Origin of the sequence: Nitrospira sp., from assembly GCA_030653545.1 — a bacterium.
Lineage (GTDB): Bacteria > Nitrospirota > Nitrospiria > Nitrospirales > Nitrospiraceae > Nitrospira_D.
In genome coordinates this window covers 1-25,634 of sequence record JAURZE010000036.1, presented here as the reverse complement: position 1 = coordinate 25,634, position 25,634 = coordinate 1, and the positions used below count along the sequence as shown (strand labels likewise).

General features: G+C 59.5%; 21 protein-coding genes, 1 tRNA gene and 1 riboswitch. Of the genes, 11 read left to right on the top strand and 11 right to left on the bottom strand.

Features of this window, described 5'->3' with window-relative positions; genetic code table 11:
• Window positions 1-44 precede the first annotated feature (44 nt).
• Genes Q7U39_17910 through Q7U39_17900 form a run of 3 tightly spaced genes read right to left on the bottom strand, consistent with a single transcriptional unit; the run spans window position 45 to window position 4,904 of the window.
• The gene (locus tag Q7U39_17910; GenBank protein ID MDO9119836.1) at window positions 45-668 is read right to left on the bottom strand and encodes a FecR family protein; all 624 of its coding nucleotides are present in this window, start codon (window positions 666-668) and stop codon (window positions 45-47) included.
• A 49-nt stretch (window positions 669-717) separates the two neighbouring features.
• Complete coding sequence (locus Q7U39_17905; GenBank protein MDO9119835.1) at window positions 718-1,752, bottom strand: cytochrome D1 domain-containing protein; 1,035 nt, start codon at window positions 1,750-1,752, stop codon at window positions 718-720.
• 32 nt (window positions 1,753-1,784) lie between these two features.
• The gene (locus Q7U39_17900) at window positions 1,785-4,904 is read right to left on the bottom strand and encodes a caspase family protein (GenBank protein MDO9119834.1); all 3,120 of its coding nucleotides are present in this window, start codon (window positions 4,902-4,904) and stop codon (window positions 1,785-1,787) included.
• 279 nt (window positions 4,905-5,183) lie between these two features.
• On the opposite strand from Q7U39_17900, the gene Q7U39_17895 reads away from it, so the two are divergent.
• Both Q7U39_17895 and Q7U39_17890 read left to right on the top strand, forming a co-directional pair.
• Window positions 5,184-5,260: transfer RNA gene (locus Q7U39_17895), tRNA-Arg, on the top strand.
• Between the two features lie 16 nt (window positions 5,261-5,276).
• The gene (locus Q7U39_17890; GenBank protein MDO9119833.1) at window positions 5,277-8,216 is read left to right on the top strand and encodes a DUF748 domain-containing protein; all 2,940 of its coding nucleotides are present in this window, start codon (window positions 5,277-5,279) and stop codon (window positions 8,214-8,216) included.
• Between the two features lie 54 nt (window positions 8,217-8,270).
• Here the strand turns inward: Q7U39_17890 and Q7U39_17885 are convergent, their stop codons facing one another.
• Complete coding sequence (locus Q7U39_17885; protein MDO9119832.1) at window positions 8,271-8,633, bottom strand: pentapeptide repeat-containing protein; 363 nt, start codon at window positions 8,631-8,633, stop codon at window positions 8,271-8,273.
• A 192-nt stretch (window positions 8,634-8,825) separates the two neighbouring features.
• Between Q7U39_17885 and Q7U39_17880 the strand changes: the two genes are divergently transcribed.
• Entirely contained in the window at window positions 8,826-9,461 is a 636-nt protein-coding gene (locus tag Q7U39_17880) for a peroxiredoxin (GenBank protein MDO9119831.1), read from the top strand.
• Window positions 9,462-9,545: 84 nt separating this feature from the next.
• Here the strand turns inward: Q7U39_17880 and Q7U39_17875 are convergent, their stop codons facing one another.
• The 3 genes from Q7U39_17875 to Q7U39_17865 form a co-directional block, all read right to left on the bottom strand.
• Complete coding sequence (locus tag Q7U39_17875; protein MDO9119830.1) at window positions 9,546-11,723, bottom strand: radical SAM protein; 2,178 nt, start codon at window positions 11,721-11,723, stop codon at window positions 9,546-9,548.
• A gap of 76 nt (window positions 11,724-11,799) precedes the next feature.
• Entirely contained in the window at window positions 11,800-12,153 is a 354-nt protein-coding gene (locus Q7U39_17870; protein ID MDO9119829.1) for a flagellar basal body rod C-terminal domain-containing protein, read from the bottom strand.
• A 106-nt stretch (window positions 12,154-12,259) separates the two neighbouring features.
• Window positions 12,260-12,351, bottom strand: a riboswitch (cyclic di-GMP riboswitch).
• Window positions 12,352-12,465: 114 nt separating this feature from the next.
• Complete coding sequence (locus Q7U39_17865) at window positions 12,466-13,611, bottom strand: RuBisCO large subunit C-terminal-like domain-containing protein (GenBank protein ID MDO9119828.1); 1,146 nt, start codon at window positions 13,609-13,611, stop codon at window positions 12,466-12,468.
• 228 nt (window positions 13,612-13,839) lie between these two features.
• On the opposite strand from Q7U39_17865, the gene Q7U39_17860 reads away from it, so the two are divergent.
• The 3 genes from Q7U39_17860 (at window position 13,840) to Q7U39_17850 (ending at window position 17,662) form a co-directional block, all read left to right on the top strand.
• Complete coding sequence (locus tag Q7U39_17860) at window positions 13,840-15,081, top strand: DUF3391 domain-containing protein (protein MDO9119827.1); 1,242 nt, start codon at window positions 13,840-13,842, stop codon at window positions 15,079-15,081.
• Window positions 15,078-17,006 carry an ATP-binding protein gene (locus Q7U39_17855; GenBank protein ID MDO9119826.1) on the top strand — a complete coding sequence of 643 codons (1,929 nt, stop codon included), beginning with the start codon at window positions 15,078-15,080 and terminating at the stop codon, window positions 17,004-17,006. The genes Q7U39_17860 and Q7U39_17855 overlap by 4 nt, the downstream gene beginning before the upstream one ends.
• A 104-nt stretch (window positions 17,007-17,110) precedes the next feature.
• Complete coding sequence (locus Q7U39_17850) at window positions 17,111-17,662, top strand: DsbA family protein (protein ID MDO9119825.1); 552 nt, start codon at window positions 17,111-17,113, stop codon at window positions 17,660-17,662.
• Between the two features lie 2 nt (window positions 17,663-17,664).
• Here the strand turns inward: Q7U39_17850 and Q7U39_17845 are convergent, their stop codons facing one another.
• On the bottom strand, window positions 17,665-19,758 hold the full coding sequence (locus tag Q7U39_17845) for a hypothetical protein (protein ID MDO9119824.1): 2,094 nt from the start codon (window positions 19,756-19,758) through the stop codon (window positions 17,665-17,667).
• A 142-nt stretch (window positions 19,759-19,900) separates the two neighbouring features.
• Here Q7U39_17845 and Q7U39_17840 point away from each other — a divergent pair, with 142 nt between their 5' ends.
• The 3 genes from Q7U39_17840 to Q7U39_17830 all read left to right on the top strand — a co-directional run bounded on the left by Q7U39_17840 (window position 19,901) and on the right by Q7U39_17830 (window position 21,352).
• Complete coding sequence (locus Q7U39_17840; protein ID MDO9119823.1) at window positions 19,901-20,317, top strand: CoA-binding protein; 417 nt, start codon at window positions 19,901-19,903, stop codon at window positions 20,315-20,317.
• Entirely contained in the window at window positions 20,310-20,828 is a 519-nt protein-coding gene (locus Q7U39_17835; GenBank protein ID MDO9119822.1) for a DUF4112 domain-containing protein, read from the top strand. Before Q7U39_17840 ends, Q7U39_17835 begins: the two co-directional genes overlap by 8 nt.
• Window positions 20,829-20,917: 89 nt before the next feature.
• A complete protein-coding gene (locus tag Q7U39_17830; protein ID MDO9119821.1) occupies window positions 20,918-21,352 on the top strand; it encodes a response regulator in 435 nt (144 codons plus the stop codon).
• On the opposite strand, the gene Q7U39_17825 is transcribed toward Q7U39_17830, so the two are convergent.
• The 3 genes from Q7U39_17825 to msrB all read right to left on the bottom strand — a co-directional run bounded on the left by Q7U39_17825 (window position 21,349) and on the right by msrB (window position 24,155).
• On the bottom strand, window positions 21,349-22,245 hold the full coding sequence (locus Q7U39_17825; protein MDO9119820.1) for an NAD(P)-dependent oxidoreductase: 897 nt from the start codon (window positions 22,243-22,245) through the stop codon (window positions 21,349-21,351). The two genes, Q7U39_17830 and Q7U39_17825, sit on opposite strands and share 4 nt — an antisense overlap.
• A 47-nt stretch (window positions 22,246-22,292) precedes the next feature.
• Complete coding sequence (locus Q7U39_17820; protein ID MDO9119819.1) at window positions 22,293-23,591, bottom strand: hypothetical protein; 1,299 nt, start codon at window positions 23,589-23,591, stop codon at window positions 22,293-22,295.
• 144 nt (window positions 23,592-23,735) lie between these two features.
• Entirely contained in the window at window positions 23,736-24,155 is a 420-nt protein-coding gene (msrB, locus tag Q7U39_17815) for a peptide-methionine (R)-S-oxide reductase MsrB (protein ID MDO9119818.1), read from the bottom strand.
• Between the two features lie 455 nt (window positions 24,156-24,610).
• On the opposite strand from msrB, the gene Q7U39_17810 reads away from it, so the two are divergent.
• Window positions 24,611-24,928 (top strand): type II toxin-antitoxin system RelE/ParE family toxin, encoded by a 318-nt coding sequence (locus Q7U39_17810; protein ID MDO9119817.1) that lies wholly within the window; start codon window positions 24,611-24,613, stop codon window positions 24,926-24,928.
• The gene (gene nadS, locus Q7U39_17805; GenBank protein ID MDO9119816.1) at window positions 24,925-25,236 is read left to right on the top strand and encodes a NadS family protein; all 312 of its coding nucleotides are present in this window, start codon (window positions 24,925-24,927) and stop codon (window positions 25,234-25,236) included. Before Q7U39_17810 ends, nadS begins: the two co-directional genes overlap by 4 nt.
• Window positions 25,237-25,634: the final 398 nt, after the last annotated feature.

The following is a 25,634-nucleotide window of genomic DNA, read 5'->3' as shown; positions in this document are numbered from 1 at the left end:
TCTCTGGTACTGAGTCGAGCGAACGCTGCGAAAGGTTCAATTCTTTACTTCGCAGGAGTCCGCAATGCCTCCATCCACGATTTAGCCGCCTTCGCATCCGTCGCCGCCGGCTTGGTGCATTTCTTTCCGCGCACGCCGTAGCTGATGGTATCGGTCCGGATCGGGCAGGTGCCGAAGGGGGTGCCGAAAGACACGACGCCTTCAATGACGGTGAGGATGCTCTGGCCGTCGTCCTGGACTTTCAGATTGAACTCGGTTTCTTTGACCGCCGCGGTGGCGACTGGCGTTTCGACTTCAAACCGCTTGGGGCCGCCATTGGTCTTGGCCCAGACTTCGCCTTGCTTCAAACGGAGAATCCGGACGACGGGCATGTCCTTTTCCCAGCGTGACAGGAGCTTAAAGCTTGTGTTCTCATTGAGGGCGACCGTGACGCCGTCGACGAATTCGATCATAGCCTGACTGCTGCTGTCGGTCTTGACGATATCGCCTTCGTATAGCGGCACGTTGCCCTTTCCCTGCAATCGTTGCTGCACGCCATCAGTGCGAACGATCACGAGCTCACCGATGGCATTGGTGGCGTTCCCGACCGGCGCATTCTGCGCGTGGACGAGTGGGCTGAGACTGAGGCACAGGATGGCAGTGGTTGCTGATAGTTGTCTTAGGGTCATGACCGTGACTCCTTCTTCTATACACTCTTGTCGTTAGTGGTTCGGTTGGTTAGCGTGACACAACGACCCGAATGGGCTTCCGTCCCACCGGGACTGTCGCGATGGTCTGTCCCGTGCCGGTGTCGATGACACGGATTTCGTTGCCCTTGTCATGGGCGACGAAGAGACGCGTGCCTTCCTGATTCGACCAGATGCCGTTGGGCCCTTCGCCAACCGCGATCTCATCGACAATCTTGAGTTCTTTCGGATCGCCCGCCAGGCCGATCACCTTGTTCAGGCTTCCGACCGTCACATAGGCCAACGGGCCCGTGGTCCCTTTGTAAGCGAAGGCAATCTGCTGGGGCTTATCGCCGACGACGAAACTTCCGACCTTCTCATGGGTCTCAGGATCCAGGACGTAGATGTCGTTTTGTCCCGTGTTCACACCCCAGACATGCCCGTCTCGGGCAACGACCATGAAGTGAGGATTGGCACCGACGGGAATTGTTTTTACGGTTTGATGGGTGGCCGTGTCCACGACGCCGACGCTCTTATCTCCCTGGCCGCTCACGAAGGCAAATCGGCCATCGTGTGAGAAGGTGAGTCCGGTCGGGCCTTTGCCCACAGGGATCGTTCCCAGAATTCTGAAGGTCTTGGTGTCGACGATCGAAATGGTGTTCTCGCCGATGTTCGCCACCCAGAGTTGGGCATCGTCGTTGCTGAGGGCTACGACATGGCACCGTTCGCCGGTATAAATGGACGCGATGGTCTCACGCTTGACCGTATCGATGACGGAGACGCGGCCGGAGGCCAGGTTTGACGCATACAGCCGGCGACCGTCCCGACTCACAGCCAGGTCATGGGTTGAGTGGTTCAGGGAAGGAATGGTTCCGATCGGCTGAAAGCTGGTGGCATCGATGACGCTGACGTCGTTGGTGCTTTCGTTGGCGACGTAAATCCTGGGCGGTATGGATTGCACGGTGTCCTGCTTGAGGGCATACGAGCCGATCTTTGCAGGCTGCAGGGAATCGGCGCAGCCGGCGAACGTCATGGCGAGCGGTGCAATCAGCAGAGAAAGAAGACGATGATATGATAATGGCCTCATGATTCCTCCATTGGTAACAGTCATGCTCTTTATTAGTGCACCTGGCCGAGGACCAGCTGGCCCTCGACTTCTCCCTTTTTAACCGGATGCTGGTTCTGGCCGGTCGCTTCCGGAACTTTCTTCGAGACGTAGCTGTAGGCTTCATCCACGGTGACGATGCCGTCTTTGTCGGCATCGGCTTTGCCCTTCAATCCCTCGAGGAGATAGTAGGTGAAGACGCCGTGACCCAGGTCTTCCCGTTCTTCGCTCACTTCGCTCGCCTTGCTCGCGGTCAGCACGACGCGGCCTTTGCCTTTTGAGAGACGGGAGAGGAACGTCTCTGAGACGACGGCGCGGCGTGACGCCGTCGCAAATGTCCGGCCGGCGGTGGCCCCGCTATAGCAAGAATCCGAAATGAAGATGATGCGTTCAGGGCTGAGGCGTTGGAAAATCGTTTCAACTTCGCGCATGGGTAATCCCGTAGAATAGAGGTCGCGCGGATCGGCGTCGTAGGGAACAATGTATTTTTCGAGTCCGTCGTCGTCACCGGCCGAAGCGTCGGCTTCCGGTGCGCCGTGGCCGGCATAATAAACGATGACCGTGTCTTTTTCTCCCGCCTTCCGCTTGAGCTCCGTGCCGAGTGTTCGCTTGAGGGCCATCAGCGTGGCATGGTCGTTGAGGAGCAGGGTGATTTGCTCTTTGGGCACGCCGATGTGCTGTGTCAGATAGTCATAAAACGCGAGCGCATCTTTGTCGGCGTAGCGGAGCGGTTGCACGCCTTTATATTGTGAAATCCCGATCACGACTCCCCAAATCTTGCCGCGGTCCAGGACTCGGTTGACGGTGAGAGTGCGGCTGGCTGAAAGATTCTCGTGATCGACGGCGGTGATGACGATCTGATTCTTTCCTTCGTGCAGGACCACGCGCTCGGTGAATTCGAGGTTCGTCTGGATCGCGGATTCACCCGGCTTCACGGTGATCCCGCGGCTTTCCCGTTGGGTCACGACCTGTCCGTTTACACGAATTTCGACGCGCGCGACGCCCCGTTCACTGGCGGCGGCACCGGTGATGCTGAGGCGGTCGGTGTTGACGTCCACACCGTCGCTGGGGGTGGCCAGTGCGATGACAGGCGGCGCCTTCTGGAATAGTTTGACGACGGGAGCGCCGCTGATCGCGGGTATCGGAATTTCTCCCTTGGCTTGTAAGGGAGTCTCTACGACATCGCGTTTGGCGATCCAGCCGGTCTCGCTGCCGGAGATTTGCACCCGATACCACTCATTCAGTTCGCCGGTCGCCGCAAGCGCCTGGTCTTTGACGGCTGAGGCGATGACGCTGGTTTCCGTTCCCGCGCCGCTATGGATTTTGGCGGCGGCCGGGCCGATGGTCACGAGCTTATTCGTGGCCACGACCTGCGGCGCGAGCCGGTGATCGATCGCCATCTTGACGGTCTCATCCAGCGAGCTGTTGACACTCCGCTCGCGGATAAAGAGGCGGAGGGGCAGTTGGTCGTCTTTAATATCGCGTCCGACGAACAGATTGACCCGAGCTTGCTTGGTTTCGTCCGGTTTCAGAACGCCCAGATCGAGTTGGCTTTTTCCAAGTCGCAGGTGCTGGGTAGGCGGCACGGAAAGATCGACGGTGGTGTGCTGGGCCACGGTCGCGCCGACGTTCTTGATGGTCAGGAGCACATCGACCGCTTCGCCTTTTTGGATGCGGCCGTCGCCGTTTCCGACCGAGGTGCCAGACCCATCGTCGAGGATCTGCACAGTATAGGCAAACCGCGGACGGGGAAGTCCTTTGAGGGCCAGGATCGCCTTCAGCGGCTCCGGCACAAAGCTATTATATTCTTCGAATACCAACCCAACCGGGATATCGCCGTCCGGATGGTCGGAGGGAATTTGAACGGTGACGGAATCTTCTGCGGACTGACCGCCCTCAAGTCTTCCAAAATAAAAGAGGTGGCCATCAAGCACCGGGTCGGCACTCTTCGTTTTTGCCTGGAAGCGGTAGAGCGGTCCCTTTCCTTTGTTCCGTGCGGTGAGCGTAAGGGTTACGGTACCTCCTGCGCGGAGTTCCATCGGGTGAATGGCCAGTTCCGTTTCCGGAAGGGGCGGAGGAGAGGGGGGGGCGCCTATGTCATTCCCGCGCTGTTTGATCTTGTCATGCAACATGGCGGTGACGGCCGCGGGCACGACCGGTTGGAGCTTGACGGCTCGATCCCGGCCGCCTGAAACCAAGACGGTGCCATCGGGAGACAAGGCGACCGACCAGACCGGGCCTTTGTGGCCGCTGAGTGCATAGCGCTCATTGCCGGTGCCCACATCCCAGACACGCAGCGTTCCGTCGGCGCCTCCTGAAACCAGCGAGTGCCCATCGGCGGTGAAGGCAATGGTATTGACGTCGCCCTTGTGGCCACTCAGGGTCAGATGTTCCTGTCCTGTTTCCAGATCCCACAGGCGGATCGTGCCGTCAGATGAAGCGCTGGCCATGAGGGAGGCGCTCGGCGAAAAGGCGAGGCTTCGAACGGCGCCGGTATGACCGGCGAGGACGCCGCGGCGCTGCGCCGTCGCCAGGTCCCACAGATGAATCTGCATGTCGCTGGTGCCGGTGGCGAGTAGCTTGCCATCGGGCGAAAAGGCAATCGCGAACACAATGCCAAAGGCTCCCCTGACGGACTTCAGCTCCTTTCCTGAGCCGGCGTCCCACAGACGAAAACTCCCGTCGTTGCCACCCGTTGCGAGCATCTTGCCGTCTTTTGAAAAGGTCACAGAGCGAACGGCTCCAAAGCTGGTCGTGACGGCCTTCAGTTCTCGTCCGCTGTCGACCTCCCAGATTCGAATCGAGGTATCAGCGCTGCCCGAAGCCAGGACCTTGCTGTCCGGTGAAAAGGCCAGGGCATGAATGGAGCCGACGTGGCCGCGGAGGACGCGCAGATCGCGCCCGGTCTCGGTTTCCCATAGGCGAATGGTTTGATCGGTTCCGGCCGATGCGATCAGGCGTCCGTCTGGCGATGAGGCAACCGCCAGCACTTCGCTACTGTGGCCGGCTAAGAGGCGGGGTGCCGTTTCTGTCGCGCATGTGACGGTGGCAGGGCTGCTCACCAGGATGATGAGTAGCCACAAGAGAAAGAACTGCGACCTGCCCAGGACTTCGACCGGGTGCGGTCTAGTCATGAGAATCTCCTTGCCAGAGCGTCCGCCATTGTCCGGTAGGTCGAGTGTCAACTGCATTCGGTTCAACTGAGGGGGGTAGTCTATGTACTCTATTGGATCAATGTCAAAGGCCAGCGGCCGAACCCTTCTTAAGGAGGGCACGGCAGATTGATCCTCAGCGGGGCCTCAACACTTGACGGATGGGGGTGAAAAGCATAACACTTGCAACGCAATTATCGTGTTTCGATGGTCCCGTTTCAGGTCTTTTGAACGAAGTGCTCCGTATCCCTGGTTTTCTGCGCGCCCGTAGCTCAGTTGGATAGAGCAACGGCCTTCTAAGCCGTAGGTCGCTGGTTCGATTCCAGCCGGGCGCACCACGTTGGTCAGCCATTCATGCGTAGAATCTTCCGTCCTCTTCCTCTCGCTGTCATCGGTGGCGTCGCACTGCTGCTCTATACACTGCTCGGCTTTTTCCTGCTGCCGTACCTCATCACGACCTACGCGGTGCCGAAGGTCGCCGAGACGATTCGCCACCCGGTGGTCGTGAGAGAGGTGGCGGTGAATCCCTTTGAATTGTCTTTGCGGATCGCCGGATTGGAAATTCGTGAGCCCGATCAGACGCCCATGGTCGGGTTTGAGGAGTTCTTCGTGAATTTCCAGGCGGTCTCGTTGTTCCGTCTGGCCTACGTATTCGATGCCATCCGTCTGACGATGCCTTATGTGGCGGTGAAGGTGGCGCCGAACGGCCACCTGAATTTGCTCGACCTGGTTCCTCCGGATGCGCCCGCGGACCAACCGCCTCCTGCCAAGACGCTGGAGCAGCCGGGAGGAATTCCTGCCGTACAGATCGGGGTGTTTGAGATTGCCCAGGGCATCGTGGAATTCCGAGATGAATCCAAACCCAGGCCGGTGGCGATCGATATTGTGCCGATCGGCATTGTGCTGAGGAATTTTCATACGAAGCCGGGTGGAGACAATACCTATTCGTTTGCCGCGGAATTGGCCAAAGGAGAAGTGCTGGACTGGAAAGGCACCATCACCTTGGAGCCGATTCGCTCTGAGGGCACGTTGGCCTTGAGCGGAGTCAAGATCCCCACCGTCTTTCAGTCTGTGGAAGGCCAATTCAATTTCGACATTCCCACCGGCACGATCGATGCGAAGGTGCCGTACCGGCTTGATATGGGGGCGGCTCCGATGGACTTCACCGTCTCGGAAGGGTTTCTGCACCTCGCGGATGTCAGCCTGGTTGAAAAAGGCGATGTGGATCCGGTGATCTCCGTCCCGGCGTTTGGAATCGACGGCATTCAGGTGGATCTGCGGCAGCACAAGGTGTCAATTGCATCGATCAGCGTGGCGAACGCTTCGGACCGGGTTTGGCTGAATCCCGATAAGAGTCTGAATCTGCAAGCGCTCTTCGCGCCACTCGAGAGCGCGCCGGCGGCCGGGAAGCCTGCTCCGGCATCCTTGCCTAAAGAGCCGGCTAAGGAAGCTCCTCCCTGGTCGGTGGCCGTCAAAGAAGTGCAAATCAAGAATCATACGATTCGGTTTGAGGATCGCTCTCTTCCTTCCACCATGCAGGCCAAGGTCGTCGTGAAATCTGCGCGGTCACATGATCTGGCCTGGCCGATCACAGGACCGATTCCGCTCACCGTCGACCAGACCATCAATGACACCGGCACCTTCACGCTCGATGGTCAGATGGTGGCGTCGCCCTTTCAGGCGGACTTTACGCTGGCATTGAAGAACCTGGGATTGGCGCCGTTCGAACCCTATCTGGAGCAGGCGACCCGCGTCGGAATCGACGACGGGGCGTTGGATATCGAGGGCTCCCTTCATCTGGCGGTCGAACATCCGAAGGCTCCGCTGATGACCTTTCGGGGAAATCTTGGCGTGAAATCGTTGGCGCTGGTGAACCGGGAGGAGGGGCTCCCGTTTGCCTCCTGGAAGCATCTTCTGCTGAAGCAGATTGCGCTGACCGTCGATCCGACGACGGTGGCGTTGGACGAAGTCGGACTCGAGCAGCTGCGTGTTCAACTGGTGGTGCAGTCGGATGGCACGATGAATCTGGCGCACCTGGTCAAAGCCCAAAAGGAGACTGAGGCGAAGCCGGCGCCAGCGCCTGAACCGTCTCCGGGCAAGTCAAAGCCGGCGCCAGAGATCACGATTAAAACGGTGAAGCTGATGAAGGGGGCCGTCACGTTTCAAGATGACTCCATCGTACCGTCGGTGCGGACGGGGCTCGAAGAATTGACCGGGACGGTGAAAGGGTTGTCCTCGAAGCAGGTGGCGAAGGCGGACGTCGACTTGTCGGGCAAGCTCGGCCGGGTGGCCCCACTACGGATTGTGGGCAAGATCAATCCGCTCAGCGAGGACGCGTACACTGACCTCTCAGTGAAGTTCGACAATATCGATCTGACCACGGCTGGTCCCTATAGCGGGAAGTATGTGGGCTATTCCATCAGGAAGGGCAAGCTCTTCCTGGATCTAGCGTACAAGCTGTCGCAGCATGAGCTGGAGGCGGAGAACAAGGTGCTCATCGATCAATTGGGCTTTGGTGAGAAGACCGAGAGTCCCGATGCCACCTCGCTGCCGGTTCCCCTGGTCGTCGCGCTGCTCAAGGATCGAAAAGGCCAGATTGCGATCGATCTGCCGGTGCGCGGAAATCTGAAGGATCCGGACTTCAAGTACGGGAAGCTCCTGTTGAATACGGTGCTGAATCTGCTGGGCAAGGCCGTGACTTCGCCGTTTGCCCTGATTGGGTCGCTTGTCGGAGGCGGCGGTGAAGAGTTGCACGCGATCGACTTTGTGCCCGGCCGCAATGACCTTTCGGAAGCCGAAACGAAAAAGCTGACGACGCTGGTGACGGTGCTCACGGAACGTCCGGCTCTGTCCTTGGATGTGGCAGGCATGGCCGATAAGCAGGTCGATGGGCGGGTGCTGGCCGAAGAGCAGTTCCTTGAGCGGTTGCGGCAGCTCAAGCTTGAGGAGGCCGGTAAGCCGGCAGGCAAAGAGCCGGTTCCTGCACCTGCGCTCTCACCGGAGGATGAATCACGCCTGACGATTGCCTGGTATGCCAAGCAATTCCCTCCGATGGCGGGTCAGCCGGACGCGCCGCCGCCCTCAACGGCTGAGATGAAAACTCGCTTGCTCCAGACGATCACGATCGAAGAGGGGACACTCCGCCTTCTAGCCCAACGCCGAGCGGAACGGATCAGGGAGTGGCTCACGCAGCAGGGGCAGGTCGAAGAGGCGCGAGTCTTCATCCTGGAGACAGGGTTCAAGGACGGGAGCGGAGCGACCGTGCCAACGCCCCTCGCGCTGGCCGCGCACTAGGCTAGGCGGCGCCACGCCTTGTTAGCGCTGGAGTGGCTACATCGAGGCAAGTGGCTACTTCGAGTACCGCATCCGGATGCCCTGCAAGAGCGAGAGCTCGATCTCTGAGGCGGAAAGCTCTTCAGGAAAGAGGACGCCGGAGATCTTGCAGGCGTTGATGGAGGCGCCCCGCAAGTTGGATTGGCTGAAATCGATGCCGCGAAGATCGGATTGGCGGAAATAGCAATCGCTGAAATCCAGCCCGGTGGCATCCAGGCCGCGGAGATCCAGGCCTCGCAGATCGCAGCTTTTCAAGTCGCACTTGTCGCCTGCGGATTTCTTGACGTTGAACTCCTTAATGCAGCCTTCGCGGAGCAATTTGTACATCGGGTCGTTTGAGATCCGCAGTGCGATCGGACTAGGCTTTGCCTGCTCCATATATCCTCCTATGCCGGTGGGCTCTGGCCTATATCGGATGCGGCAGGTGAATGCTTAAGCGGAGAAGGCCTGTTGGTCTGCCTGACGGGGGAGGGGTTGAACTCTTTGGTCTGAACTCAGTAATGTAGAGCATTAGGCGTGTTGTTCAATAAACGAACTTGTAGGTCTCTGAGTTAATGAAAGGAGTGTCATATGGCGATCCGCTTAGGAGATGAAGCCCCGAATTTTACAGCCGATACGACCGAAGGCCCGATCAACTTTCACGAATGGCTTGGCGGAGGGTGGGGGATTTTGTTCTCGCATCCGAAAGACTATACGCCGGTCTGTACGACTGAATTAGGGACCGTGGCCAAGATCACTCCTGAGTTTAAGAAGCGGGGAGTGAAAGTCATTGCGGTCAGTGTCGATCCGTTGGACTCCCATAAGGGCTGGATCAACGACATCAACGAAACTCAGCACACCACGATGAATTATCCCATCATCGCCGATCCGGATAAGAAGGTGGCGACCCTCTACGACATGATCCATCCGAATGCGATCGACAACATGACTGTCCGTTCGGTGTTCATTGTCGGACCCGACAAGAAGGTGAAGCTGACCTTGACCTATCCTGCATCATGTGGCCGTAACTTTGATGAGTTGTTGCGCGTGATCGATTCGCTCCAGCTGACCTCGAAGTTCAAGGTCGCGACTCCGGCGAACTGGAAAGATGGCGAAGATTGCATCATCACTCCGGCCGTCAATGACGCGGAAGCCAAGACTCTCTTCCCGAAGGGGTTTAAGACAGTGAAGCCGTACCTGCGCTATACGCCGCAACCGAATAAGTAACGAGCGTCCATATGTGATGCAGGGGGCGGGAGGTGCTGAGCATCTTCCGCCCTTTTGTATGGGGGCGATCAGTCTGGTGAAACGCTAGACCAATAACAGACCAGCGGTACGGGCGTTTCTCCAGCCGGGACTGTCTAAAAATGTGACGAAATCGTTCGCTGTGCCTGGAAAGCTGGCTTGTATGTCTCGAACCCAGGGATAAGGTGTTGTTTTATTCTTGCGCGGGGTCGCTTGCTTGATGACGGTTTGAAACCACTGCCCCTGTGAGTGGGGGAGCTGGATGACCGCCTTGGCAAATCGTCCTTGCAGTGTCAGTTTGACTTGTCGGGTTTGTGTCACTGAGACCGGCGGATTGCCGAGCCACACCAATCGGCGTTCAAGCGGTAGATGGTCAGGCTCTATTCGTTTGCGGAGAAGGCTCCGTACCCAGGTCTTGGGGACGTGCGGCTCAGGTACGTCATGGTCGAACCACTGCCGAACATCCATCGTGAGCCCTCGCCCTTCCAGAAAGTTCAGCATGGAGCGACGCAAGCCTTCGCCCAGCCAGGCCGGTGTCTTTCCGACAGGGTCGCGGTGAATCAGATCGTTATCAGCAAAACCTTCAAATGTCGGTCCGAGGATGCGGAGTCCATGGGCTTTGGGGTCAAGGCCGACCGGGCTGTGGGCCGTCGTGGTAAAGCGATGCCAGAAGGCCGATTGCATCAGGTCCGCTTTGAAGAGTTGCCGCACGCGTTCGAGAGCATCCACTGCCTCTTGGATCGTTTCCGAGGGGAATCCGTACATGAGATACGCATGAATCATAATGCCGGCCTCTTTGAAGGCGGCCGCAACGAGTGCGGTCTGATCGACGGTGATCCCTTTTTTCATCTTGTCGAGCAGACGATCCGAGGCCGCTTCCAGTCCTGCTGTCACGGCGATACAGCCGGAGGCGGCTAAGAGTTTGCATAGATCCGGTGAAAAGGCCTCTTCGAACCGGATGTTTCCCCACCAGGTGATCGCGAGCTTCCGTTCCAGTAATCCCAGTGCCAGCGCCTTCAGCGCCGCAGGCGGGGCGGCTTCATCCACAAAGTGGAATCCGCGTTGCCCGGTTTCGGCGATCAGTTGCTCGATTTGTTGGATCAGCCGTTCGGTTGGCGTCATTTCATACCGGCTGATGTAGTCGAGCCCGACATCGCAAAACGTGCACTGCTTCCAATAACAGCCGTGCGCGACGGTCAGTTTGTTCCAATGACCTTCGGACCAGAGGCGATGCATGGGATTCGTGCTGTCGAGGATTGTCAGGTAGCGATCCAGCGGCAAGCCCCGATAGGTCGGACATCCGACGTCATTCATGCTGAAATTGGACACGGACCGATCGTCGGCGAAGCGGACGTGATGCTCGTCTCTGTAAAACGTCCGGCAGAGCCTGGTTCGCGGGCGTTGGTCCGCAAGATGTTCGAGGAGCGAGAGAAGCGGTCGTTCCCCGTCGTCCAAGGTGATGAAGTCCACGTAGTCGAACACGCGAGGATCGCGGACACGACGCAACTCCGTATTCGCATAGCCGCCGCCGAGCACAATCGGGAGGTTCGGCCTCCGCTGCTTCATCGCCTGGGCAATCCGAAATGCGCCGTAGAGATTGCCGGGAAAGGGGACTGACAGACCCACGAGGGTCGGATCCACACGGTCGAGGTGTGGCCACAGGGCATCCAGCAGGAATTCATCCGTCAGGCTGAGCGGCTCGGCGAGAGCCGAGGCTAATCGGTCGAATGAGGATGCGGAGTGAGCCAGATGTTCGGCGTAGCGGCTGAGGGCGAAGGATGGGCTGACCGTGGCTTGGACCAGGTCGGCGAGGTCTTCGAGATACAGCGTGCCCCAGTGCTTCGCTCGATCTTCCATCGGAACAGATTTCGGAAATCTCGTCTTGCCGTCGAACCGCGGACCTTGCGGAAGAAATCCAGGATCGATGAGCAGACTCGCTGCCTCTGGAGTCTTGCCCTGCAGGAACGTCACCACCGTGTCGATCGTACTCAGGTACGCGTCTTCGTCCGCGAGCATGGCGAGGGCTTGTGGGGGAAGATCGTCTGACTGTTGCCGCACAAGACGAAAGACATCCCGAAGTCCATCGGGACTGAACAGCCGCAACACCATCTCGATCCCAAGATCGGCCTGTTCAGAAGCGATTCCCTGAGACTGCAAGAATCCGGTGAGATAGGCGGTGGACGGGTACGGGGTATTGAGCTGGGTCAGCGGGGGAATCAGTAACAGGACTCGGGGCGCGGTCATGACCTCGACATAGCATACTGTCAGGCGGGAATGCTATGTCGCCGGGCCTGATGGCACGGATGGCTGGCGCTGGAACTTACCGCTTCGTGTCGATAATGCTCCCCAGCATATCGTCGGCGGTTTTCAGCGTGCGGAGATTGGCTTCGAATCCGCGCTGGGCGACGATCTGGCTGACGGCTTCTTCTCCGAGATCGACATTGGACAATTCGACCTGGGCCGCACCGTATCCGCGGTCTTTCAGCACGCTCGGTCCGGCGGAATCGTCTTTTTGGACGACCGGCAACACGCCGCCGGTTCCGACCTCGACGGACTCAACCCTTGATTTATGGAATCCGTCGGTATTCACATTCGCCACGTTATGGGCGGAGACATCGAGCTTCTTGGCGAAATTCGTCAGGCCCGATAAGGCTGTGTCGATTGCGGACATCATAAAGCACCTCCCAGTCCCGTTCCGAGATAACCGCCTCGGTGCCTGCGGAGGGAATACTGTTCCGGGAGAGAGCTGGCACGCCAGTGGCGCTGGAAGAGGACTGCGTTGTGGCGGCTAGGCTGACCCTGGAACATACGTCCCTCGTTAGGTCCCTTGGCTTTGCGTCCCACCCTCTCGAGTGGTTTGCCCTTGTCACGTGGCCGGCATTGATCGGGATTGATCAACCTGGCCTCTGTTTCAACTGGCTTAAGTGTAGCAGATTCTGCGGGATCGCAGTGCAGCTGACCGGCGAGGAAGCAGCAACAACCAGCCTCAATGAGCAGCGGAAAAGTTATTGAGACGTTGCATGAAATGCTCGCAGGATGCAGCGATGCCTTCCGGTGATTCCCGTATCTGGCTTCCTAGAACGAAGACACAATCACGGCCGTAGACCTCGCACATCTCTCTGATGCGGTCTTCTCCCATGCGACCCGCGGCGGTGGGGAAGATGGGCCGCAGTGATCCCCAGGACTCTGTGCAGGCCGCCGCGATCTGCGTGCAGTCTCGGCGGCTGATCGTAAAATTGAGGCCGTAGGTTGGATAGATGGTGATGTCTGCGCCGGCGAGTCGGGGAAGGCGACCGTAGAGCACGCTTGGAGCGAGCCCCTGTGTCGGAGCCATGGCGTAGGTGCCGAGGAATGCCGGATGAGACATGATGGGCAGCGCGTCAGACGCGTGACGATTCAGATCGTGAAGCGCCTGGTATCCCACCAGCCCCGGTGAGAGGAGGATTCCATCCGCGCCTGCCTGCCTGGCGAATTGTGTTTGTGTCCGGATGTCTTCGAGCGATCCGACGACGTGAGTAAAGTAAAGGCATCTGCGGCCAGTGGAGCGGCTGGCATCACGAATGGCGGCAAGGCAGCGCTGGACGCGTTCTTCGGAGGGGCAGAAGGCATGATCTCCAAGACCCTGGTCATCCTTGATGATGTCCACGCCGCCGAGTGCGAAACTGTGGGCCAATTCCGCCAGCGCCTCAGGAGAGAGCCCTAGTGGCTTCAAGACGGCACAGGCCAATGGACGATGGGCCACGTCAGTCATTGTACGGATGCCTGAGATACCGTGCCGAGGGCCGGGCCAGCTTTCCGGCAGCTGGGTGGGGAGATGAATATCGGCGACTTGGACCTGGGGGCTGAGACTGGCCGTGCCGAACAGGGTGTGCAGCATCTGCGCGAACGAATGGCCAAACAGTTCAACGGGAAAACTGATCCGGGCTCGATGCCGCGTTTCCTCCACTCGTGAGAAATCCTCGACCCGGCCCAGGAGTCCTTCGGGAATTGGGCAGGTGCGTAGCAGGGACAGCGGGGCTTCTATGGTCTGATCGGCGCACAGGCGCTCGGCCATGTTCCGCCCCTGCGACTCAGTCCCCGTGAGATGGTACTCGACCGAAAAGCGGTCCCCCGACAGCCTATGTTCATGCATCGTCGTTCTCCCGATATTACGAAGCTCTGCTGGTGAGGCATGTGCGTCGGTCATCATACGTGTCTGTCGAGAACGCGTAAATCCCCGAATCCAACAGAACGCACAGCACTCTGTAAAGACGGATACAGACGGCCATGAACACTAAGGGAAGACCCTCAAGTTTGTGCCTGAATCAACCGAAACATGAGAGCTGAACGTTTGTGGTCCGCGTGAAGGATACAGTTCGATATGGCGCATCGCACAATTCCGCTCTCCGACCTGAAAGTCGGGATGTACCTGATCGGGGTGGACCGCTCTTGGCTTCACACGCCCTTTCTTCGGCATAAATTTGAAATCAGCGCGCAATCGGAAATCGACACCTTGCGGGCATCGGGCATTGCTCAGGTGACCATCGATACCGGCCGGGGCCTTGATGTGACGATTCCTGAGGTGAGACCGTCCGATCCCGTCCCTGTGTCCGAGTCTCAGCTGGAAGGGCCCAGTCCGTCGGCTACGCATCCCGTCTCGCTGGAACGGACGGCGGTGATGCTGGCGGACAATCTTGCGCTGGCGAAGCAGCGGCGGACGGAGTGGATCAATCGGCTCAATCACATTTTTGACGGCACGCGGGCGACAGGGCTGGTGTCATACGCAGAAGCCAGTCAGCTCGTTGATGAGATGATCGGTTTCATCTTCGAACGCCAAGCCGCCTGTTACGCCGTCATGGGCCTGCGGGAGCAAGACCCGACGTTGCATGAGCATGGACTCACCGTGTGCACGCTGTCCGTCATTATCGGGCAGGCGTTATCCTATCCTCGAGAAGTGCTGCAACACGTGGGCGTGGCCGCGCTGCTCCATGATGTGGGTCTTGTCCGTCTTCCCAAGAACCTGCTGAAACGCACCAAGGCAATGCCTCCGGCCCAGCAAGCTCTCTACGATAGCCATCCGGCGCAGGGCCTCGTGTTGTTGGAGAAAAGCGGGGTCCGCGATGCGGAGGTCCTGTCCATCGTCAAGCACCATCATGCCGCACCGACAGGTCCGGTCGGTACCGAAGGGGAGGCAGGACAAGACTGGGCCTATGCTGCGCTGGTGGGGATTGTCGACCAGTATGACGAATTGCTGACCGGCCAAACGGGCGGGCCACCGCTGTCGTCCAATCAAGCGATGACGCAGTTGTATCAACGCTACCGTGATCAGCCCTATTTGCTCGATCACGTGTCGTATCTGATCAGAGCGATCGGCGTGTTTCCCCTCTACAGTCTCGTGGCGTTGAAATCAGGGGAGGTCGGCGTCGTGGGATCCATTACCCCCGGCAAGGCTCACCTTCCAATCCTGTATCTCTGTCGGGATGCGAGAGGTGTGTCTTGTGCCCCGCCCCAGGAATTGGATCTTGCTCAAGAACCGGAAGGCGGACGAAGTATTCATGACATTCGGGATCCACGACGGGAAGGAATCGATGTGGAAGACATTCTGAGGCAGGTGGCCGCATGAGCGCCCGGCCTCAACCGGAGCCGAACGCGCGCGGGGCGGGTCAGATGTCCTGGTTGCCCACGCGAGAAGATAGCTTTCTCTTGATGGAAGCGTCGGGCGACGCAGTCTTCGTCACCGACCGAAGCGGGCGGATCCTGTCCGTGAATCCGATGGCCCAGCAACTGGTCGGACGTACCCGCGATGTGATCGGCCAGTCGTTTCAGGAGCTGATGGATTGCCGGTTACCGGAGCCGAATGGATTGGGCGGAGCTCCGTTCCAACAGATGATGAAAACCGGCGAAGTCACGATGGTGCCATCCCACCAGTGGACGCGAGGGGATGGGACCCGGTTCGAGCTCTCGACGACGTTTTGGCCCCGAGTGCAGCTGACCGAGCGAGTGGGAGCGGTCATCGTCACGCGGGATCTGACCTCTGCGATGGAAGTGCAGCGGGATGTGCAGCGCGTAGCGCGACTGGCCGAGGATTCACCGAATCCGATTGTCGAATTCGATGGCGCCGGCGGAATGCTCTATGCCAACACGGCGATGGTCGAGCTTCTGACCGTCTGCGGGGCGCTGGAGCGTGGGATCGAGGCAATGCTTCCTCCCGATCTTGAAGGCATTCTCAAGGAGTGTCTGCGCACCCGCTCGGCGACCTGTCGTATTGAGCATGTGATCGCCGAGCGAATCCTTGCCTGGTCGTTTTTCCCCCTGGGTGACCTTGATCAGATTCGAGCCTATGGGTTGGATGTGACGGCCGACGTGGCGCTGCGTCGAGCGAAGGACGTGGCCGAAGAATCTGCCCGTGCCAAGGGGATCTTTCTCGCCACCATGAGTCACGAACTCCGGACGCCGATGAACGGCGTGTTGGGCTGCACACAGTTGTTACAGGACACGTCATTGACCGATGCGCAACGGCAACTGCTTCAAACCATGCATCGGTCTGCCGAAGCGCTCTTGGTATTGGTGAATGACATCTTGGATTTCTCAAAGATCGAAGCCGGCAAGATGTCCCTGGAAACAGCGGACGTGCATCTTCGTTCCCTCATCGACGATGTGTTGACCCTCGTCTCTGGACTGGCGAAGAAGAAATCCCTGGAATTAACGGTGGAGGTTGCGCCGGAGGTCCCGGAAAGTCTGCGAGGAGATCCGGTGCGCCTGCGCCAGATTCTCTTCAATCTGGTCGGCAATGCGATCAAATTTACCGAGCGTGGCCGCGTGGCGGTTGCCGTGACGTTGCAGCAAGCGCCCTCGCATCTGCCGGAGAGCATCCTCCTGGCATGGAGCATCACGGATACGGGCATTGGCATGACAGAGGTACAGCAGGCCAGACTGTTTCAGGCCTACTCGCAGGCGGAGGCGTCGACCGCCAGGAAGTTCGGCGGGACGGGCCTCGGGCTGATGATCTGCCGCCAGCTTGTCGAACTGATGGGGGGCGAGATCGCGGTCGAAAGCCAGGCCGGGAAGGGGACAACATTCCGTTACACCACTCTGGTATTACCGGCGATCCAGCGAGAACAGGTCGAACCCGTCATCAAAACGGTGAGCAAGTCTGAAGCAGGAGCCAACGGTCCGAAACGCATCCTGGTCGCCGACGATAACGAGATCAACCAGGTGGTCGCGTGCAAATTTCTCCAGAAGCTCGGCTTCGAAGTGGAGGTCGCTCGGAATGGCCGTGAAGCGCTGGAAGCCGCGTCGAGAACACCCTACGACGCGATCCTGATGGACTGCGAGATGCCGGAGATGGACGGCTATGACGCCACCCGTGCGATCCGGCAACGGGAGACCGGCCAAGGCAGACACATTCCCGTCATCGCCCTGACGGGTCATGCCTCCGCAGACGACGAACGAGTCTGCTTGGATGCCGGGATGGATGGCGTCCTCACGAAGCCGGTCACGCTCCCGGCGCTGCGCGGGATCCTCGACCGGATTCTTCGGCGCGAATAGGGATCGTCTCGCTCGCATCCTCCCAATAACCTCATCCTCCTCAGGCCACTGGACGCATCGCGTCTTCATCGGGTACGTTCGCCCATCGGAATGGGGGGTAACCGATGGCGCACGACTATCTGCTGTATGGCGACTTCAATTGCCCGTTCTGCTATGCGCTGCATGAACGACTGCATGAGCTGCAATTGCTCGATCGTTGTGCGTGGCGGGGCGTGCAACATGCGCCGCATCTGCCGCGCCCGATGAAGGCGTGGGGAGGGTCGTTAGGGGCGGAGTTGCGCCATGAGGTGGCCGTCGTGCAGCGGTTGGCCCCGGGACTGCCGATCGCGCTGCCGCCCGGCAAACCGAACACCGGACCGGCAATTGCCCTGGCCGCATCGCTGTTCCAGCGCGATCGTGAGGCAGGAATGCAGATGGTGCGCGCCTTGTACCACGCATTCTGGGTGAAAGGACAAGACATCTCGAACCCCCTCGTTCTAGATGAATTCGGGATTCCAGACGGGAGTGATCTCGACCAGGTAATGGGGGAGTGGGAAGCGGCCTGGCACGAGACTGGCCAGGCCGGAGTTCCCCTGGTGGTTTCACCGGGAGGCGTTGTGCTGGTCGGGTGTGTGCCGACCGAGCAGATTCAGGCGTTCTTCAGTTTGCCGAACTGACATCACCCGATGTCGAGCGTCATGACGTAGGTCTGCAAGTCCCGCCGGTGTTCTTCTTCCGTTCCTTTCAGCGACTCGATCTCTTTCCGGAGTTTCTCCAGTTCCGTTTCCTGTCCATCCAGCTTTTTGACATAGCGATTGTACAGATCGGAGTTCTGCTGGAGCCGCTGCATGTTCTCGCGAATGCGGCCGTGCTCTGCGGTGATCTCGCCGATCCGCTGTTCGAGTCTGGTGCGTTGCGCGCGGGTGTCATCGAGTTTGCTGCGGAGGTGCACGACCCGTTGCAGGGCCTCTTTCACTTTGGCGCTGACCTCTTTGGCCTGTTGAAAATAGACGATCTGGTCGAGGCCGCTTTCCATCAAGAGAATCGATTCCTGGATCGGGAGCGTCTCTTTCACGCGCAAGGTCGCGGTTTTTCCCGCATCCACGGCGACGCTGAAGCGATAGAGATCTCTGGTCCGTTCCGTCGCCTCCTTCGGCTCGACCAGTTTCCAATCGGGACGAGAGGGTTGCTCGATCAAGACCGTCCTGGCTTTGTGGTCGCGATTCCTGACGAGATAGGTCCGATCCTCAACCAGCCGGCGAGAGACCAACATCGTGCCTCTCTTGAGCGAGGCGGTCGCGAGCTCCTGGGTGCCGCCTTCGAGCTTGGGCTCGACTTCCGTTTTCAAGTCGAGCGCATAACTGATCAGCCGATCCTGTCCCGGCGCCAGATCGTGGATCTGCGCATCCCCGGCGTAGGCGCCGCCATCGAATACGGTGATGGGGCCTTGCATGAGATGGAGGGTGGAATTGTTTGTGAGGCGGTAGCCGTTGAGCGGATGTGTGGCATTCACGGACTGGTTATAGACGGCGAGTTTCTGGCCCTGGAGCGATTGGCCGATGATCGGCAGCAGCGCGCTCTGATGTTTGCCCAGCGTCACCGGTTGATCCAGACGATACTCGAACAGCTCTCCCTTGTCTTCGGCCATCGCCATCGCGGCGACGCCCTGGTCGAGGCGCCCCATCTCCATGTCCGCGGCCATGGCCAGTTCAGCCGGCGCGTTGGCGCGGCCGCCGGCAAAGCCTTCGGCCAGCTTTCCCAGTAACCGATCCTTCTTCGTCTCGCTTCGGGCCGGAGCGGCGGCAGCGGGGGAGGAGGGCTTCGCCTCATCCATGGCGTCCCCGTAAGTGTGGGGTTTTAGGTTCGCATAGAGCTCCGGTTGTACGACCGGTCGGGGATTGTAGAGCGGCTGATAGAGATCCATCGTGAAGGAAATGGGCCGACCGGAAATGAGCGAGAGCTTCACATTCTGCCAGTCCTGATGCGTCTGATTCTCCACGATGGCCCAGCCTTGCAGGTAGGGCGCTTTCTCCTCATCGAGCACCAGACGGTAGGTCGTTTTCCAGACCGGCGTTTCGGTCAGATAGGCGACGCGAGCCTGGCGGCTACCCGTGCCGTCGAACTCAATGGAGACCGTCTTATGTTGGGCATCGTGGTTGGTCGCCAGGGTGGCCAGCGCCTGCTGCAGTTCGGCATTCAAGGCCGCATCCAATAATTTGACCCGCTGGATCTGCGCGAAGGGGAGCGAGCGAAAGCCCTCGTCCGTCAGAAGGTTGAGATATTCCTGCTCGATCGTTCGACGAGTTTGGCCGTCACTCAGGGATTCCGTTTTCTTTTCCACGCCCAGGATAGTGCCCAGCAGGGCATTGGGCGCCGTCACCTCGACCCGTTCGCCGCGCACCTGTGTCAGGATCTGGCCCAGGGTCGGGTGTCCGTTGAGATTGATGCCGAAGCTGCCGAGGGTCTTCGTCACCGGGTCGCGTGATCCGTAGGTGACGGTAGAAACCTTCCCGCCGCCAAAATCCTGGACCACGAGGCTCTTCAAGAGATCGTTGATCTGATTGGTCTGGAGCCGCAGCTCCCACTGCGTTCGGTCGGTCACCGTGCCGTCATGCTGGAAATAGCCGACCCCGCTGGAGTAGAGGACGATCTTGGATAACGGCAGTGCAACCGCCGTGTCTGCGGCCGGGCTTGGCGCAGGAGCCAGCAGGGCGGAGAACCCGGCACAGGAGAGCAGGACCGAAGTGAACACTGCACGCCAGCCACGTCGCATGGGAGCCTCCATCGTCAAGAGTGTCACCCTGGATCGATCCGATCCGGGGCGTAGGTGATATGACCTATCCCGGATATGTCGTCAAGGGGCCGATCCTTTCACCCGTTTTCCGCAGTCCGTGGCTCATGGTAGGGTGGGGGCCATGAACAAGTCAGAAGGCGAAACCATTCGGCAGATTCTGGCGGACTGCCGGACGATTGCCGTGGTCGGCGCGTCATCCAATCCCGCTCGCGCATCCAATCATGTGGCGGCCTACATGAAGGCGCAAGGCTACCGGGTCATTCCAGTGAATCCCAACGAACAGACCGTCGTCGGCGAGCCGGCCTATCCGTCGCTCACGGCTGTGCCGGGTCCGATCGAGCTGGTCGATATCTTTCGGAAGTCCGAAGACGTCCGGCCGATCGTCGAAGAAGCGATCGCGCGTGGCGCGAAAGCCATCTGGATGCAGGAGGGTGTCGTCAACGAAGCCGCGGCGCAGCTCGCGCGAGAGGCCGGCCTCGCGGTCGTGATGGATCGCTGCTGGCTAAAAGACCATCTGGCGTGGCGAGCGCATGAATAATTCCTCAGCGATCCCTCCGCCAGAGCCCTCAGGAGAGGCCCTCCACCGCCAGGCGTTGGTCGAGGCGGCGGAATTATTGGCCAAAGTGTTGGATACCACGGTTAAGATTCCCGGGACCTCGCTCTACCTCGGACTCGATCCCCTCATCGGGCTCATTCCGGGCATCGGCGATGTGTTGGCGAATCTAATCGGGACGGTCATCCTGGGGATGGCCGCGCGTCTGGAAGTGCCGCGCATCGTCATCGCCCGAATGAGCCTGAATCTGCTGATCAACGGCGTCATCGGCGCGATTCCCATCCTCGGCGATCTCTTCTCCGTCTGGTTTCGCAGCAATAGCCGGAATGCGGATTTGCTGCGTCAGGCGGCGACGCAAGCAGCCAGGGGCACCCACGCCGATTGGTCCTATGTCGTTGGCATCATCGCCGGGACAGTGGGGTTGCTCCTCGGTCTCGTCGCCTTCGTGCTGTGGATGGCGATCAGCCTCTGGAGCCGGTTTGCCGGAATCCAGTAGCGCGAGTCCGTGCCGGTCAAAACCCATCTTGTCCTTGGTTCCTCCTGGCTTCCATGGTACATGTTGAGCGGTTTACGCAAGGAGGTGCCATGAACGGTTCGGGTTGTGTGCAGCCGAGTGCGACGGGAGAATCCACCACGCAGGGGACGGTCTTGGTCGTCGATGACGACGCAGCCGTGTGCCATGTGACCGGCCAGATGTTAGAGATGCACGGGTATCGGGTGCTCTATGCTGAAAACGGCGAACAGGCGATGGCGTTGTTCGATGAAAATAGCGATCAGATATCCATTCTGGTGGCGGATATCGTGATGCCGAAGATGTCCGGACCGCAATTGGCCCATCTGTTACGCATCCAGCGGCCGGAGTTGCCGGTCCTGTTTGTGTCGGGTCTGGTATCGTACTCGAATTTTGAGGGTGTCATGGGTGGATGGATGCTGAAGAAGCCCTATTCTCCCTCGATGCTGGCGTCGAAAGTCCGCGATGTGTTAGCGACAGTCGAATCGAAGTCCGAGATGGCCTCCTAGCCCAGCCGGTCCTTGAAGGTGAGTTCGGCGACGGCCGATTTATCCAGCTCGCCTTTCCCGCTCGCCACCAGCCGTTGATATTGCGCCAGCGTTGCGTCAGCCACGGGGAGTGAAAGACCGGCGGCACGGCCCAAGGCCACCGCGATGCCGGAATCTTTCGCGGCGTGGGCCGCAGAGAAGTAGCAGTCATGGGCCCGCTGTTGCATATCTTCTCCGTCGGTCTCCAGGACGCGCGAGTTCGCGCCGGTCTGGCTGAAGACCTCGCGGAGCATCGTCAGATCCAGCCCGAGCGCCTGGCCTAACCCCAATCCTTCCGCCAGCGCCGCCGTATTGCAGTTCATCACCATATTCACCAGCGCCTTTACTTCTGCCGCCGTTCCGCTGGCCCCGACGTAGCGGACGGTCTTCCCCAGCGTCTGCAGCATGGGCTTCGCCCGTTCGAACGTCATTTTCCGGCCCGCGCACATCAGATAGAGCGTGCCCTGCCGCGCTTGCGGAATACTGCTCGCCATACAGGCTTCGAGCGAAGCGCCGCCGAGTGCGGTCACCCGCTGTTCCACGTCGCGATGGATCGATGGAGAGACGGTGGCGCAATTGATGAAGAGCCGGTCCTTCGCGTGGGCGAGAAGGCCGGTGGCATCGTTCACGGCAAAGATCTGATCCATCGCCGCATCGTCGGTGACGACCGTGATGACGGTCTGCGAGGATTCGGCGACGGCCGCCGGATTGGCGGCGACCTGACAGCCGAGTTCCTTGGCCAGTTCCGTCGCGACGGCCGTATTCCGGTCGTAGACGGCGGAGATGGGAAAGCCGAAGTCTTTCAGGCGGCGCGCCATGTTCGCGCCCATGCGACCGACGCCGACAAATCCGATCGTCTCATGCGTGTTGGACATCGCAGTAGCTCCCTACAGGGGCACGGGATCTCGCGTGCCCGGTATGACTAGAGTGGTTGTGGGGTTTCCGGTGGCGGCGCGAGGCGGGTCCAGCGCAGGCTGGTTTTCCCGTCGCTGGTGGTGAAGCCGCCTTCCTGCGTGGCGACGATGCCCAAACTCCGCTGCCGCTTCTGCGTGGGCTGCAACTGCACGAGACCGCTCTTCGTCACCACCGTGCCGCGGGTTTGATCCATGATGAACAGATCCGTGGCCGCGGAGGGTTTAATGGTCCAGACAAAGGTGGCCGGCCCTCCGGCATAGGTGCCCGTGCTTTCCCAGACTCCGACCAGCGCGCGATCCACGCTCTTGAGTTGAAACACCGGGACGCTCGTGGTGTTCTTCCGCAGGCTCCACAATTCAGCCGGGATTTTGCTGGGGGGCTGATCGCCATCCAGCCTGGTCCAGGTGCTATGGAGACTACCGGTGGTTACAAACGAATCAGGCTGCCCCGTGACGTAGGTGCCCTTCCACGATTGGCCCTTGAACGTGTTCGCGCGGTCGAGCGACCAACGGCCGGACTCGGCATCCAGCACCCCGTCGAACTGCGTCAGGGACGAGAGCGTCCAGGAGTGATTTTGCCCAATAACCAACAGGTAGTCATGCTTCGTCGTGCCCTGGAGGACGTGCGCCTGCCAGGTGCCCACCAGTGTGCCGGTGTCGATCGCCGAGGCTTTAGTGGGGCCGGTCGAGTCCGTTTCACCCACATGTCGTGTCTGCGTGACCGTCACCGGCGACGTGCGCAAGAGCGACGAGGATCCGGTCTGGCGATCGGCCATGGCCGCATTCGTGGAGGCCGCGGGAGAGGCCGGTGGAATCCGGGACGCCACGACGGCAGCTCCATACCGTTCCGCCGCGCTTCTGCCGATGGTCATCACGGAATCTGAAAGGTTCGTCGCATGAATGGAGGAGACCATGACGGTGATGAGATTGTCGCTGCTCAAAAAGGTCAGTCGCGATAACGAGGGCGGGGAGTCGATTCGAATGGCGCCGTCTCCCAGGCCCGCCACGAGCACGCTGTCGCGTCTGAGCCGGTCCTTGTTGAATCCGGCGCGCCGGTCCTTGCCCGGGGTTTCGTCCACTTGCACCGTCACGGCATTGGCGCTGTCGCGGGTTGATTTGAAGACGCAGGTGGTCGCATCGGTGCGCTGGCCTTCCTGGGCCGGTTCGCCCAGCGCGCGTTCGGCCTCTGCCGACGTAATCAGGGCACAGGGGTCGGTGTTCCAGGCGAACGGCGAGAGGCCGTTCCCGCAGGAGATGAGGGTCAGACTAGAGAGGCACAGACTGCCGAACGAGAACCAGCGAGACATACAGACACAGGCTCCAGAGAGATGTGAATGGGATTGTACATGGATCGCGGGGCATGTGCTACCCGCTCCATTGGGGGGAGCGGGTAGTGCCTGAGAGGATTAACCTAGGGAGGTTCACGCCAATGACGAACAAGGAGCAGACGATTAGCTTGCGATGAATTTTAGCGAGACGCCGTTGATGCAGTAGCGGAGTCCGGTCGGCTTCGGACCATCATCGAAGACATGGCCCTGATGGCCGCCGCAGCGGGCGCAGTGGACTTCGACGCGGGTCATGAAGAATTTCGAATCGGTGCGCGTCTCGATCACCTTCGGATCGATCGGCTGCCAGAAGCTGGGCCAGCCGGTGCCGCTGTCGAATTTATGCTCCGACGAATAGGCGGGGAGATCGCAGCCTGCGCAGTAATAGATGCCGGAGGCGTGATTCTCATGGAGCGGGCTCGTAAACGCCCGTTCCGTGTCTTCATGGCGCAAGACTTGATAGGCCGCCGGCGACAAGAGCTTCTTCCATTCCTCGTCGGCCTTCGTCACTTTGACAATGGAGGGGATTTCAACTTTGGGAGGCATAGAGCTTCTCCTTTATCGGTCTGAAGAGGGAATGTGCAGGTCTGTCGGATAGCAGGGGTAATCCTTACATAAGGCCATACGGAAGGGCAAGGAGAGTGGATGTGGGGCTGGGGCTCAACTGCTCTCGCACCTCCCGGAGGGACCCATTCGGGCTCCGCTCAGCGGAAGCCTTCGGAAATTCCCTCGCAGACTCGGTCAGTTTCCGCTTTCCTTCTTAGCGCAGCCTCGAAGGGTTCCCGCTCCTCCGGTGACGTTCGCATTAAGCCCCGGCCCCTTAGGGAGAGAAGGGTGAAGAGATACGCCTTCGTACAAGTCGCAGGTAGGCGCGCCAATTTTCTGGAGCAGGGGGGGCGGTGTCGTTCGAATGAGGTAAAGAGTTTGATTGCCTGTGTTAGTTCTGAGTGATGAGATGAAACCATCTTGCAGATGGCTGCGCCAATGGCGTATGATCGGGCATGCGGTTCGTCGAGACTCCGGTATTTACAACGGCGCTTCGCCGTCATCTTGACGATGAGGCGTATCGAGCGCTTCAGTTGGCCATGCTGCTTCGGCCCGCACAAGGCCCCCTAATTCAGAGCGGTGCGGGATTGAGAAAGCTTCGTTGGGCGGCACCGGGTCGGGGGAAGCGCGGGGGAGTTCGTCTCATCTATTATTGGGAGCCAGCAGGCCAGACATTTTATATGTTGTATCTCTATGCGAAGAACGAGCAAGGCGATTTGACGGCCGCACAGCTCAAGGGACTGGCAAAACTCGTTCGGGAGGAATTCTCATGAAGGATACGGCGTTTCAGGAATTACTGACGAGCATCCGACAGGCGGGGAAGATACGGCGAGGCACCCTGAAGCCTGCTCGGGTGACGACCTTTCGTCCGACTGATGTGAAGAGCGTTCGAGGAAAGCTCAAGGCGTCACAAACCGAATTTGCCTTGATGATTGGCGTGAGCGTGGCGACGTTGCGTAACTGGGAGCAGGGAAGGCGAACCCCTGATGGTCCGGCGCTCGCGCTTCTGCGCGTTGCGTCTCGGAACCCCCGTGCGGTAGCCGAAGCCCTGCACCGTGAACCGCGCAAAGGCGCAGTCTAGGTCTACCGAGCCCATTGTTTCTGGCGAAGTACACGAGGGGCAGCTAAGACTGTTGCTGTGTCAGGAGGTCGAGAGTCAATTAGATGGCAAGGCCTGAATTTAGGAAAGGAAGGTAAGGCTGTGCGACCCTGCTCCGTTGGTGACGTGTGCTCTACGCTCCATGCGCTGCTATATGATTTCAGGAATCGTTTCCTACCTCATCAAAACGTCCATGAAGTTTGCACTAAGCGCTGCGTACTGCTAGTGTGAAGCACAGCTGTCAAGGGTCACCCAAATTTCCCCAGTTATGGTCATCGAAAATTCCCCACCCTGGTTAGGTCGCCGTTGAGGCGTCGTCCACCCGCACGAGTCCGGCTTTGAGCTTCTCCTTGAGCCGGTAGGAATGGCCGCGGATATTG